This is a genomic window from Mycobacterium sp. 1245852.3 (genome assembly GCF_001669335.1).
GTDB classification, from domain to species: Bacteria; Actinomycetota; Actinomycetes; order Mycobacteriales; family Mycobacteriaceae; genus Mycobacterium; species Mycobacterium europaeum_A.
In genome coordinates, this window is sequence record NZ_LZLL01000192.1 from 1 (window position 1) to 12,761 (window position 12,761).

11 protein-coding genes and 1 pseudogene are annotated in these 12,761 nt (G+C 68.0%); 10 read left to right on the forward strand and 2 right to left on the reverse strand.

Features of this window, described 5'->3' with window-relative positions; genetic code table 11:
* Positions 1-175, reverse strand: a pseudogene (locus A9W96_RS08500) (slipin family protein); the annotation flags it as partial.
* Positions 176-691: 516 nt separating this feature from the next.
* On the opposite strand from A9W96_RS08500, the gene A9W96_RS08505 reads away from it, so the two are divergent.
* Positions 692-1,849, forward strand: a complete 1,158-nt coding sequence (locus A9W96_RS08505) for a PPE family protein (RefSeq protein WP_067138934.1) — start codon at positions 692-694, stop codon at positions 1,847-1,849.
* Between the two features lie 91 nt (positions 1,850-1,940).
* Positions 1,941-3,038 carry a PPE family protein gene (locus A9W96_RS08510; protein WP_067138937.1) on the forward strand — a complete coding sequence of 366 codons (1,098 nt, stop codon included), beginning with the start codon at positions 1,941-1,943 and terminating at the stop codon, positions 3,036-3,038.
* A 7-nt stretch (positions 3,039-3,045) separates the two neighbouring features.
* Here the strand turns inward: A9W96_RS08510 and A9W96_RS08515 are convergent, their stop codons facing one another.
* Positions 3,046-3,396: a hypothetical protein gene (locus tag A9W96_RS08515; protein ID WP_066865197.1), complete on the reverse strand. Its 351-nt coding sequence runs from the start codon at positions 3,394-3,396 to the stop codon at positions 3,046-3,048.
* A 67-nt stretch (positions 3,397-3,463) separates the two neighbouring features.
* Here A9W96_RS08515 and hisN point away from each other — a divergent pair, with 67 nt between their 5' ends.
* From hisN to A9W96_RS08555, 8 genes are all read left to right on the forward strand, one after another.
* Entirely contained in the window at positions 3,464-4,264 is an 801-nt protein-coding gene (gene hisN, locus A9W96_RS08520; protein ID WP_067138941.1) for a histidinol-phosphatase, read from the forward strand.
* An 80-nt stretch (positions 4,265-4,344) separates the two neighbouring features.
* On the forward strand, positions 4,345-5,742 hold the full coding sequence (locus tag A9W96_RS08525; RefSeq protein WP_067138944.1) for an acyl-CoA dehydrogenase family protein: 1,398 nt from the start codon (positions 4,345-4,347) through the stop codon (positions 5,740-5,742).
* A gap of 31 nt (positions 5,743-5,773) precedes the next feature.
* Complete coding sequence (locus A9W96_RS08530) at positions 5,774-6,979, forward strand: acyl-CoA dehydrogenase family protein (protein ID WP_066870799.1); 1,206 nt, start codon at positions 5,774-5,776, stop codon at positions 6,977-6,979.
* Positions 6,980-7,045: 66 nt separating this feature from the next.
* Positions 7,046-8,044, forward strand: a complete 999-nt coding sequence (locus tag A9W96_RS08535; RefSeq protein ID WP_067138947.1) for an acryloyl-CoA reductase — start codon at positions 7,046-7,048, stop codon at positions 8,042-8,044.
* 22 nt (positions 8,045-8,066) lie between these two features.
* Positions 8,067-9,038, forward strand: a complete 972-nt coding sequence (locus tag A9W96_RS08540) for an NADPH:quinone oxidoreductase family protein (RefSeq protein ID WP_066870804.1) — start codon at positions 8,067-8,069, stop codon at positions 9,036-9,038.
* A 171-nt stretch (positions 9,039-9,209) separates the two neighbouring features.
* On the forward strand, positions 9,210-10,304 hold the full coding sequence (locus A9W96_RS08545; RefSeq protein WP_067138950.1) for a homogentisate 1,2-dioxygenase: 1,095 nt from the start codon (positions 9,210-9,212) through the stop codon (positions 10,302-10,304).
* A gap of 54 nt (positions 10,305-10,358) precedes the next feature.
* A complete protein-coding gene (locus A9W96_RS08550) occupies positions 10,359-11,546 on the forward strand; it encodes a S9 family peptidase (protein ID WP_067138953.1) in 1,188 nt (395 codons plus the stop codon).
* Positions 11,543-12,748: a CaiB/BaiF CoA-transferase family protein gene (locus tag A9W96_RS08555; protein ID WP_066870815.1), complete on the forward strand. Its 1,206-nt coding sequence runs from the start codon at positions 11,543-11,545 to the stop codon at positions 12,746-12,748. Before A9W96_RS08550 ends, A9W96_RS08555 begins: the two co-directional genes overlap by 4 nt.
* The last annotated feature ends 13 nt before the right edge of the window (positions 12,749-12,761 follow it).

Below are 12,761 nucleotides of genomic sequence, written 5' to 3' on the forward strand. Positions count from 1 at the left end.
ACGCGCGATGGTTGAGGTTGTCGACCACTTCCTGCAGCGTCTCGGGATGCCGCAGGAACGGCGTGATGATGCCGACCGGTAGCGGGGAGACGACGGTCGAGTTCTGATCCGCCCCCAACTCCAGCAGCGTCTGCACGTACCGCGGCTGCAGCGACGCCGGACTCTCGGACAGGGTCGGCATCATCACGCCGTTCCTGCGGCATCCCGAGACGCTGCAGGAAGTGGTCGACAACCTCAACCATCGCGCGTGACGAACCACGCCGCGACCAGATACCAAGCACGTCAAATACTTTCGTTGTTCAACAGACGTCAAGTTAGGCGTTGCCCACGGTGAACGGAAAATGAACGATAGGTGAACAGAAACTGAATTCTGCCTGGTCCCAGCCGTGAAATAGGCAAAACCCCGCAAGCATCGGCGGCACCTGCGACTTTTAAAGGGCCCGAACCCCCGAAGGTCTTTCGTGATGCCCTGCGCGCACTCTCCGCCATCCCGGTAAGCACCACGCCGCCCGCCCGAACGGGCGTGGTGTCAACGCGCCGGGCCGCCCTCTCATCTGACGGGGGTGAGCTTCGCCGACCGGCCGAGCGAATCGCGGGAGCGGCCCATAGATCCGAAAAACACGCCGATGCGGCGAGCGCCGGCGCCGGTGGCGTTTGTCCGAAAACCGCACATTGAGGGGACGTATCACCCATGGATTGGGCTTTCTTTCCACCCGAAATCAACTCCGCCCGGATGTACACCGGACCCGGATTGGCCTCGCTGTTGGCCGCCGCCGGAAGCTGGGACGCGCTGTCGGCCGAACTGGCCTCCACCGCCGAGTCCTACGAGTCGGTGCTCGCGGGCCTGGACCTGCAATGGCGCGGCGCCGCCGCCGAGTCGATGGCGTACGCGGCCGCCCGCTACGTGGGCTGGCTGCAGGCGACCGCCGAACAGACGAAGCAGACGGCCATGCAGGCGCGGACGGCCGCGGCGGCCTATGAGCAGGCGTATGCGATGACCGTGCCGCCGCCGGTGATCGCCGCCAACCGCACGCTGGTGGCGTCGCTGGTGGCGACGAACATCGTGGGCCAGAACACCGCGGCCATCGCCGACACCGAGGCACAGTACGCCGATTTCTGGGCGCAGGACGCCGCCGCGATGGCCGGCTACTCGGTGTCGTCGAGGGCGGCGACGACGCAGTTGCCGCGCTTCGGCACCGCAAGCAAGTCCACCACCGACTCCGGGGTGAGTGACCAAAACGCCGCCGTGGCCGCGGCCAACACCAATTCCAGCGTGAACAAGGCCGCCACGCAGACGCTTTCGGCACTGAACGACCCGTCTGGGACGGTGAATAACTACTACCTTGATGCGTCGACAACGAACTCGGGCAATAACGCCTTCCGGGTCCTCGACGCCATCCAGGGGACGGGCCTCGGCTTCAGCGCTCCGTACAACATGGAGCAGTTCGTGTCCGGCATCATCGGCGCGGAGAACAATTTGGGCATTCTGGCCAAGCCCGGTGCGGCCGCGGCCAATGTCGCTCCCGCCCTCGCGGCGCCGGCACTGCGCGGCGCCGCCTCGGGCCTGGGCGGTGGGCTGGGCAACGTCACCGCGACCCTCTCGCACGCCGGCACGATCGGGCCGATGTCGGTGCCCGCAAGCTGGGCCGCGCCCACGAGCACCCACATCTCGCCTTTGGAACCCGCCGGCTTCACCACGCTGCCGGGAACCGAAGAGCCGATCGCGTCCGGATATCCCGGCTACCCGGGCATGCCCGGCGGCGGTGCCGCCCGGTCCGCCGGCGCGGGTGCGCCGCCCCGCTACGGCGTGCGGCTCACCGTGATGCCACGCCCGCCGGCCGCCGGGTGACGTGTCGCCAATCCGCCGACTGCCGCCGGTCATAGGAACAATGCTCCGCCGCAAGCAGTTTCGCTTCACGCAGCCTTTAAAGCTGTAAGACATGGAATTCGGCTTTCTTCCGCCGGAGGTGAACTCCGGCCGGATGTACGCAGGTCCCGGGTCGGCCTCGCTGTTGGCTGCCGCGGGAGGCTGGGATTCGCTCGCGGCCGAGCTGGGCGTCACGGCCGCGGTGTACGAATCGGTGCTGTCCGGTCTGACGGGTGTGTACTGGCACGGCCCCGCAGCCCAGGCGATGGCGGCCGGTGCCGCCCCCTACGTCGCGTGGCTGTATATGACCGCCGAACTTGCTCAGCAGACGGCAACGCAGGCCCGGGCCGCCGCAGCGGCCTACGAGCTGGCGCATGCCATGACCGTGCCCCCGCCGGTGGTCGCCGCCAATCGCACCCAATTGGCGACCCTGGTGGCAACGAACTTCTTCGGCCAGAACACCGCGGCCATCGCGGCCACCGAAGCCCAATACGCCGAATACTGGGCTCAGGACGCCGCCGCGATGTACGGCTATTCCGCCAGTTCGACTGCGGCAGCCCAGTTCTCGCCGTTCTCCTTCCCGCGACGGACCACCACTACCGACGGGGTGGCGGCACAGCAGGACGCCGTCGTCAAAGCCGCCGCGGATGCCTCGAACTCGGGCACCAACTCGGGTTCGCAGGTGGTGGTGAACTCCCCGACTTCCAATTCGTCGTCGCAACTCTTCCGGATTCTCGACACCATCCAGGGCGCCCAGACCACGTTCAGATCCATTTTCACCACCGAGGGCACTACCGCCGGAATCATCCAGGCCGACAAGAACTTAGGCATCTTGCCGAACCTCGCGGCCGCCCCGGTCGCACTGCCCAAGGCGCCCGCACTCAGCGCTGCCACCTCAGGCCTGGGCAACGTCGACGCGGTGCTAGCGCGGGCCGGACGGATCGGCCCGATGTCCGTGCCGGCCGGCTGGACGACCGCGGCCGGCAATCCCGCCGCGGCAGCGCCGGGCAGCGGCCTGGCCGACCTGACGGCGACCGAACTGGTGACCCCAACCGGATCCACGCCGGGCATACCCGGACTTCCGGGCGGGACGGTCCGCCGGGCGGCGCTCGTGGTCCCCCGCTACGGCAGGCGGATCACGGTGATGACGCGCCCACCCGCGGCCGGCTGACGGACGCTCAGCCCGCGGGCGGCTGCGGCGGCGCGGGCGGCGGAACCGCGGGGGCGAATTTCCAGTTGTCCGGATTCCTCGGCGAATACACCACCGGAAACAGCTGGCCGATGGTCGGCCACTGGTTCACGTCGACGGCCATGCGCTGATACACCGCGTGTTCGTTGACGGTGGGACCGTTGATCACGCCGGCGATGGTGACGAATTGTTCGCCGGTGGCATCGGGGCGGGGGCTGATCCCGGTGACCAGCAGCGTGCCGCTGAGCAGCTCACCTCGCGGGCCGCGCGGGACGAACCGCTGGACGAGAAACACCCCCAAGATGGCCACCAGCAAAAGCAGCAGTCCGAATTCCCACACGACGCCATGGTAGGACCGTGATAAGACTGCGTCATGAGTCGCGCCGGCGACGATCCGAAGTGAAGCGATGAGGAGGAGCGTGCACAACAGCCAGGACGATCTGGCGCTGGCACTGACGCTGGCCGACCGCGCAGACGCGCTGACCTCCGCCCGATTCGGCGCGCTGGACCTGCGCGTCGACACAAAACCCGACCTGACGCCGGTGACGGACGCCGATCGCGCGGTCGAAACCGAGCTGCGCGAGGTGCTCGCGCGCGAACGGCCCGACGACAGCATCGTCGGTGAGGAGTTCGGCGGCGACACCACCTTCACCGGACGTCAGTGGATCATCGACCCGATCGACGGCACCAAGAACTTCGTCCGCGGGGTGCCGGTGTGGGCCACCCTGGTCGCATTGCTCCAAGACGGCATCCCCGTCGTCGGCGCCGTGAGCGCCCCGGCGTTGCAACGCCGGTGGTGGGCCGCGCACGCCCAGGGCGCGTTCGTCGCTATCAACGGTGCGCCCGCGCGCCGACTCTCGGTTTCCTCAGTGGCACAACTGAATTCGGCGAGCCTCTCGTTCTCCAGCCTGTCCGGGTGGGCGCAGCTGGGTGTGCGGGATCGATTCATCGCGCTGACCGACGCCGTCTGGCGGGTGCGCGCCTTCGGCGACTTTCTGTCCTATTGCCTGCTCGCCGAAGGCGCCGTCGACATCGCCGCAGAACCCGAAGTGTCCGTGTGGGACCTCGCGGCGCTCGACATCCTGGTGCGCGAAGCGGGCGGGACGCTGACGGCCCTGGACGGCACCGCCGGACCGCATCACGGCAGCGCCGTGGCCACCAACGGCCTGTTGCAGCAGCAGGTGCTCGACAGCCTCGCTGTGAATTAGTTAACAAGTGTTCTCCGTGAACTTACTCCGGAGTAAGATCGGCGCTATCCGCATCGCCCAACGACCTGAGGCTGCCGAAAATGACCGGTTCCGGTTCTCAACAGACATCCGCCCGCTCCCGCGTCAAACGACGCGACCACAAATCCGCCGTCGGGCTACAACCCCACAAACGCACCGGCGTCGACATCGCCATCGCGCTGATCACCCCGCTCGTCGGGCAGGAATTCCTGGACAAATACCGGCTGCGTGACCCGCTCAACCGCGCGCTGCGCTACGGCACCAAGACGGTCTTCTCCACCGCCGCCACCTCGTCCCGGGAATTCAAGCGAATTCAGAACCTGCGCGGCGGGCCGACCCGGCTCAAGTCCAGCGGCAAGGACTACTTCGATCTGACGCCGGACGACGAACAGAAGATGATCGTCGAGACCCTCGACGAGTTCGCCGAGGAAGTGCTGCGGCCCGCCGCACACGACGCCGACGAGGCGGCCACCTACCCGCCCGAGTTGATCGCCAAGGCCGCCGAGCTGGGCATCACTGCGATCAACATCCCCGAGGACTTCGACGGCATCGCCGCGCACCGGTCCAGCGTGACCAACGTGCTGGTCGCCGAGGCGCTGGCCTACGGCGACATGGGCCTGGCGCTGCCGCTGCTGGCGCCGGGAGGCGTGGCCTCCGCGCTGACCCATTGGGGCAGCGCCGATCAGCAGGCCACCTACCTGCCCGAGTTCGCCGGCGAGAACGTGCCGCAGGCCTGCGTGGCCATCGCCGAGCCACAACCGCTCTTCGACCCCACCCGGCTCAAGACCACCGCGGTGCGCACCCCGAGCGGATACCGTCTCGACGGGGTGAAGTCGTTGGTGCCGGCCGCGGCCGATGCCGAGCTCTTCATCGTCGGCGCGCAGCTGGATGGCAAGCCGGCCCTGTTCATCGTCGAATCCTCGACCAAAGGCCTTAGCGTAAAACCGGATCCGAGTATGGGGATTCGCGCGGCGGCACTGGGCCACGTCGAACTCTCCGGGGTGACGGTGCCGCGCAGCGCCCGGCTCGGCGAGGACGAGGCCACCGACGAGGACTACTCCGAGGCGATCGCGCTGTCCCGGCTCGGCTGGGCGGCGCTGACCGTCGGCACCTCGCACGCGGTGCTCGACTACGTCGTCCCGTACGTCAAGGAGCGCCACGCCTTCGGTGAGCCGATCGCCCACCGGCAAGCGGTGGCCTTCATGTGCGCCAACATCGCCATCGAATTGGACGGTCTGCGGCTGATCACCTGGCGCGGCGCGGCGCGCGCCGAGCAAGGCCTGCCGTTCGTCCGCGAGGCGGCGCTGGCCAAGCGGCTCGGCGCGGACAAGGGCATGCAGATCGGCCTGGACGGCGTCCAGCTGCTGGGCGGCCACGGCTACACGAAAGAGCACCCCGTCGAACGCTGGTACCGCGACCTGCGGGCCATCGGTGTGGCCGAGGGCGTCGTCGTCATCTAAGTCGTTAACCCATTCGAGTGAAAGTTCAATCATGGCAATCAATCTGGAACTTCCCCGCAAGATGCAAGCGGTGACGACCAAGACCCATCAGGGCGCCGCCGAGTTGATGCGGCCGATCGCCCGCAAGTACGACCTCAAAGAGCACGCGTACCCCGTCGAGCTCGACACCCTGTTCAGCCTGTTCGAAGGGGCCTCGGAGTCAATCGAATTCGCCGGAGCCAACGCGCTGGGCGGCGAGGACGAAGAACGCGACAAGAACCACAACGGCGCCAACATGGCGGCGCTGCTGCAAACCCTGGAAGCCAGCTGGGGCGATCTCGCGATGATGCTGTCGGTCCCCTACCAGGGCCTGGGCAACGCCGCGATCTCCGCCGTCGCAAACGAGGAACAGCTGCAACGACTGGGCAAGGTGTGGGCGGCGATGGCCATCACCGAACCCGGCTTCGGCTCGGACTCCGCGGCGGTGTCGACCACCGCCACCCTGGACGGCGACGAATACGTGATCAACGGCGAGAAAATCTTCGTCACGGCCGGCTCGCGCGCCACCCACATCGTGGTGTGGGCGACGCTCGACAAGGCGCAGGGCCGCGCGGCGATCAAGTCGTTCGTCGTGCCGCGTGAGCATCCCGGTGTCACGGTCGAACGGCTCGAGCACAAGCTCGGGATCAAGGGTTCCGACACCGCGGTCATCCGGTTCGACAACGCCCGTATCCCGAAGGAAAACCTGCTCGGCAACCCCGAAATCGAGGTGGGCAAGGGCTTTTCCGGGGTAATGGAGACCTTCGACAACACCCGGCCCATCGTCGCGGCCATGGCCGTCGGCGTCGGCCGCGCCGCCTTGGAGGAGATTCGCAAGATCCTCACCGAGGCCGGTGTCGAGATCTCCTACGACAAGCCCTCGCACGTCCAGAGCGCCGCCGCGGCCGAGTTCATCCGGATGGAAGCCGACTGGGAGGCCGCCTACCTGCTGTCGCTGCGGGCGGCATGGCAGGCCGACAACAAGATCCCCAACTCCAAAGAAGCGTCGATGAGCAAGGCGAAGGCCGGCCGGATGGCCACCGACGTCACGCTCAAGACCGTCGAATTGGCAGGCACCACAGGCTATTCCGAGCAGACGCTGCTGGAGAAATGGGCGCGCGACTCGAAGATCTTGGACATCTTCGAGGGCACGCAGCAGATCCAGCAGTTGGTGGTCGCTCGCCGGCTGCTGGGACTGTCTTCGTCCGAGCTCAAGTAACTCAGGTACGCCACTCGGCGGAATCCGGCAGTGTCGCTTTGCTCTGCGGTGAGGTTAGGTCAAGGCATGGACACTTTTCACGCGCTCGTCGCGCGTCAAGATGGCGACCGGATAACCGCGTCGGTCGAAACCCTTCGCCCGGATGATCTGCCGCCCGGCGAAGTGACCGTCCGGGTCCTGTACTCCAGCGTCAACTACAAGGACGCCCTGGCGCTGACGCCGGGAGGCGGTGTGGTGCGCGACTACCCGGTGGTGCCGGGCATCGACCTGACCGGCGAGGTGGTGGAGTCGACGTCGGCCGACTTCGCGGTCGGTGACCAGGTGCTGGCCCACGGGTACGCGATCGGCACCGGCCACCACGGCGGCTACGCCGAATACGCGCGGTTGCCGGCCGACCAGGTGGTCGCGCTCGGCGCGTTGAGTCCACACGAGGGCGCCGCGATCGGGACCGCGGGCTTCACCGCGGCGATGAGCGTGCAGGCCCTGATCGACTGGGGCATCGCGCCCGACGCCGGTCCCATCGTCGTCACCGGGGCCACCGGCGGAGTCGGCTCGGTCAGCGTCGACCTGCTGGCGACCGCCGGCTACCAGGTGGTCGCCTCCACCGGTAAGGCCGAGGCCGCCGACCGGCTGAAAAACCTTGGCGCGGTAGAGGTTATCGGGCGGCTGCCCGCCGACCCCGACGCCAAGCCGCGGCCGCTCGGCAAGGCACGCTGGGCGGGCGGGGTCGACTGCGTGGGCGGCGCGACGCTGGCCGACGTGCTCAGCACCGTCGACTACGGCGGCGCCGTGGCGGCCAGCGGCCTCACCGGCGGTCCGGCGCTGCACACCACGGTGTTGCCCTTCATCCTGCGTGGCGTCGCACTGCTGGGCATGGACTCGGTGCTGATGCCGATCGGCGCGCGCCGCGAATTGTGGGCCCGGCTCGGCGACTCGTTGCGGCCACGCCACCTGGACGCGCTGGTCAGCGACGTCGACGTGAAAGATGTCGTCGGCGTGATCGACCAGGTGCGCGCCGGCAAGTTCTCCGGCCGGGCCGTAGTGCGGGTGGCCGGCGGCTTCTGAGCGGCCAGTAGGCTCTGGTGGCATGCGCGCGGTACAGGTGACTCGACTCGATGGTCCGGACGCGGTCGAGCTGACCGACATCGACGAACCGTCGGGCGACGGGGTCGTCGTCGACGTGCACGCCGCCGGGGTGGCCTTCCCGGACGCCCTGCTCACCCGCGGCCTCTACCAGTACCGCCCGGAGTTGCCGTTCGTGCTCGGCGCCGAGATCGCCGGCGTGGTCCGGTCGGCACCCGAGGGCGCGAACGTGAGCGCCGGCGACCGGGTCGTCGGGCTGACGATGCTGTCCGGCGGCATGGCCGAGGTCGCGGTGTTGGCTCCGGATCGGGTGTTCAAGCTGCCCGACAATGTGAGCTTCGAGGCGGGCGCCGGCCTGCTGTTCAACGACTTGACGGTGTACTTCGCGCTGACCGTGCGGGGTCGGCTGCAGCGTGGCGAGACGGTTCTGGTGCACGGCGCGGCCGGCGGCATCGGAACTTCGGCGCTGCGGCTGGCGCCGGCGCTGGGCGCGTCACGCACCATCGCCGTGGTCAGCACGCAGGACAAGGCCGACATCGCCACGGCGGCCGGCGCGACGGATGTGGTGCTGGCCGACGGTTTCAAGGACGCGGTCAAGGAGTTGACCCACGGACGTGGCGTCGACATCGTCGTCGACCCGGTCGGCGGCGACCGATTCACCGATTCGCTGCGGTCGCTGGCCCCCGGCGGGCGGCTGCTGGTGGTCGGGTTCACCGGCGGTGAGATTCCCACAGTGAAGGTAAATCGGTTGCTACTCAACAACGTTGACGTGGTCGGCGTGGGCTGGGGCGCGTGGGCCGGGACGCATCCGGGCGCGCTGGCCGAGCAATGGGCCGGACTCGAACGGTTGCTCACCTCCGGGGAGTTGGCCCCGCCCGAGCCGGTGGCCTACCCGCTGGAGCAGGCCGCCACCGCGGTCGCCTCCCTGGAGAACCGCAGCGCCAAGGGAAAGGTCGTGCTGCGCGTCCGCAGTTAGGCGCCGCATCTGGTCATTGGCCACGGCGGTTTCGGCACAGGTGGGTCGACCGTCAGTGGCGTTGTGGCTCGCGCCACGGCACTTGTGTCGCCCAAAAAGAGAAAGTAATGTCACTTTCAGTTTTGCACTCCTGATCGGCAGCGAGCTGGTCCCCCGTCGGAGGAGCCGTCCGTGGAATCTTTTGTGCACCTGCGAAAAGGCCGAACACCGCGCCGCCTGCATGCCGACCTCGACGGCCTCAAGGACGACGAGTTGGGCCGGGGCGGATTCACCGGCCGCACCGCCAATCTCTACCGGCGCCACGATCCCACCGCCTATCGGTCGGTCGGGCCGCTGCGGCCCATCGACGTGCTGTCCAGCGAGCTCAAGCCCAGCGACGCCACCGAAGCCGGCGGTGGGCCGCTGCTGATGTTCAGCAACGACGACTGTCGAATCCTGTTGAGCCGACGTCTCGAGCCGATGCCGTTCTTCGTCCGTCATGTCGACGGCGACCTGCTGTGCTTCGTTCACCGGGGCAGCGGCCTGGCCGAGACCGAATTCGGGCCGCTGCGCTACCGGGAGGGTGACTGGCTGTACATCCCGAAGTCCTGCACCTGGCGCCAGCTCCCCGACAGCGCGACGACGATGCTGATGATCGAGGCCACCGACGAGTTCCGGGTGCCGCCGCCGGGCGCGCTGGGCCGCCACTTCCCGTTCGACCCGTCGCAGGTCGTCATCCCGGAGCCGGCACCGGCCGACCCTGACGCAACCGACGGCGAGTTCGAGGTCCGGCTCATCCATGAGGGCGGCCCGACAACGCTGTTCTACCAACACAATCCGCTGGACGTCGAGGGCTGGCGTGGCGACAACTTCGCGTTCACCTTCAACATCGCCGACTACAACGTGGTCACCTCCGACAGCGTGCACCTGCCGCCGACCGTGCACCTGTTCATGCAGGCCACCGGCGTCTACGTGATGAACTTCCTGCCCAAGCCCGCCGAGGGGATTCCGGGCACCGAACGCACCCCGTGGTATCACCGCAACGTCGACTACGACGAGATCGCCTTCTTCCACGGCGGCTCGCTGTACGGCATCCCGATGCCGCCGGGCTTGATTTCGCATGCGCCACAAGGGGTTCACCACGGCGCACCCGAAAAGGCCCGAGAACGGGCGCGACGCAAATTCGGCGACTACTCGCGCGTCGACTGGCAGGTGATCGCCATCGACACCCGGCGGCGGCTGACCCCGTCGGCCGAAGTACTGGCCCACGACCTAGGACAACACTGACATGAGGCACGCCGGCGACGATGCAGAGCGAAGCGATGAGGAGGAGCGGCGTCAATGAAAACGGCTGTGAAACACGAGTACGACCGGATCCCCTATCTCGTTGCGTTTCAAAACAATTCCGGGGTCCGCGACGTCTACGGCGGCCTGGCCGAGATCACCGTGTTGGAGAGCTACCTGCTCAAGCCGAAGGACAAGCCGTCGGACACCGTGCTGGTGTTCATGCATCCCATCGGCGGCGGGGCCTACCTGCCAATGATCAACGCGCTGGCCCGCGCCGGCCATCACGTCATCTATTGCAACAGCCGCTTCCGCGGCACCGACTCGGCGCTGCTGATGGAGAAGGTGGTCGAGGATCTCGGCGAGTGCATCAAGGACGCCAAAAAGCGGCTGGGCTACGCCAAGGTGGTGCTGGCCGGATGGAGTGGCGGCGGCTCGCTGTCGGTGTTCTATCAGCAGCAGGCGCAGAATCCGACCATCACGTCCAGCCCGACCGGCGACGGCCCCGACCTCACCAAACTCGACCTGCCCGCCGCCGACGGCATCATGCTGCTCGCCGCGCACATCAGCCGGCACGGCACGCTGACCGAATGGCTGGACGCGTCCATCCTCGACGAATCCGACCCCACCAAGCGCGATCCCGAACTGGACCTGTACAACCCCGACAACCCCAATCAGCCGCCGTACAGCCAAGAATTTCTGGATCGCTACCGGCAGGCGCAGATCGACCGCAACCGCCGCATCACCGCATGGGTCAGGGACAAGCTGGCCGAGCTGGCTGCAGCCGGGCGGCCCGACGACGAGTTCGGCTTCGTCGTGCACGGCACCATGGCGGACCCGCGCTGGCTGGACCCGACCGTCGATCCCAACGAACGCGCCCCGGGCACCTGCTATCTGGGGGATCCTCAGGTGGTGAACATGAGCCCCGTCGGACTGGCCCGGTTCTGCACCCTGCGCGGCTGGCTGTCGCAGTGGAGCTATGACGACGCGCGCGGCGACGCGGTGGCCTGCGGGCCCGATATCGCGATCCCGGCGCTGGTGATCGGTAATCTTGCGGATGACGCCTGCACGCCCAGCCATACCCGGCGGCTGTTCCAGGCGATCGGACATGAGGACAAGGAAATGCACGAAATCCCCGGCGCCACACACTATTACGCCGGACCCGACCAGCGCGACGCGCTGCGGGCTGCCGTCACCATCGTCACCGACTGGCTGGTGCGGCACGACTTCGCGAGCGCCGAATGACGGTGACCGGCCCCCTGGACGGCATTCGGGTGCTCGAACTGGGCACCCTGATCGCCGGTCCCTTCGCCGGGCGACTTCTCGCCGACATGGGCGCCGACGTGATCAAGGTGGAACTGCCCAAAGCCCCGGACCCGCTACGCACCTGGGGCCAGGCCGAACTCGACGGCCAACACGTCTTCTGGACGGTGCACGCGCGCAACAAGAAGGCGATCACCCTGGACTTGCGCCACCCCCGCGGGCGCGAGCTGTTCTGCGACCTTGTCGAGAAATCCGACATCGTGGTGGAGAACTTTCGCCCCGGCACGCTGGAAAAATGGAGCCTGGGCTACGACGTCCTCAGCGAGCGCAATCCGGGGATCATCCTGGTGCGGGTGTCGGGCTACGGGCAGACCGGACCCGATGCCACCAAGGCCGGCTACGCCTCGGTCGCCGAAGCGGCCAGCGGACTGCGGCACCTCAACGGTTTCCCCGGCGGGCCGCCGCCCCGCCTGGCGCTCTCGCTCGGTGACAGCCTGGCCGGCATGTTCGGCGCGCAGGGCGCGCTGGCCGCGCTGTACCGGCGCAGTGTCACCGGGCGCGGCCAGGTGGTCGACGTCGCATTGACCGAATCATGTTTGGCCGTACAGGAATCCACCATTCCCGACTATGATGTCGGCGGAGTGGTGCGTGGACCGTCGGGCACCCGGCTCGACGGCATCGCGCCCTCGAACATCTACCGCAGCGCCGACGGTTCGTGGGTGGTGATCGCCGCCAACCAGGACACCGTGTTCGCCCGGCTGTGCAAGGCGATGTGCCGCCCGGAGCTGGCCACCGACGACCGGTTCGCCACCCACGTCGCGCGTGGCCGCAACCAGGACGAACTCGACAACATCATCGGCGCCTGGGCGGCGCAACGCCGGCCCGCTGACATCATCGAAACCCTGTCCGCCGCAGGGGTGATCGCCGGTCCGATCAACACCGTCGCCGAGGTGGTCAACGACCCGCAGCTGCGCGCCCGCGACATGTTGATCGAGCACTACGACGAGCGGCTGCAGCGCAACGTGCTGGGCCCGGGCATCGTGCCGGTGCTCTCGGAATCGCCCGGCCGCCTGCGCCACGCCGGGCCAGCCCGTCCGGGCCAGCACAATGACGACGTCTTCATCGGGTTGCTGGGCAAGACGGCCGAGGAGCTCGCGGAGCTGCGCTCCGAGGAGGTGCTATGACCGCCCGCGCCGG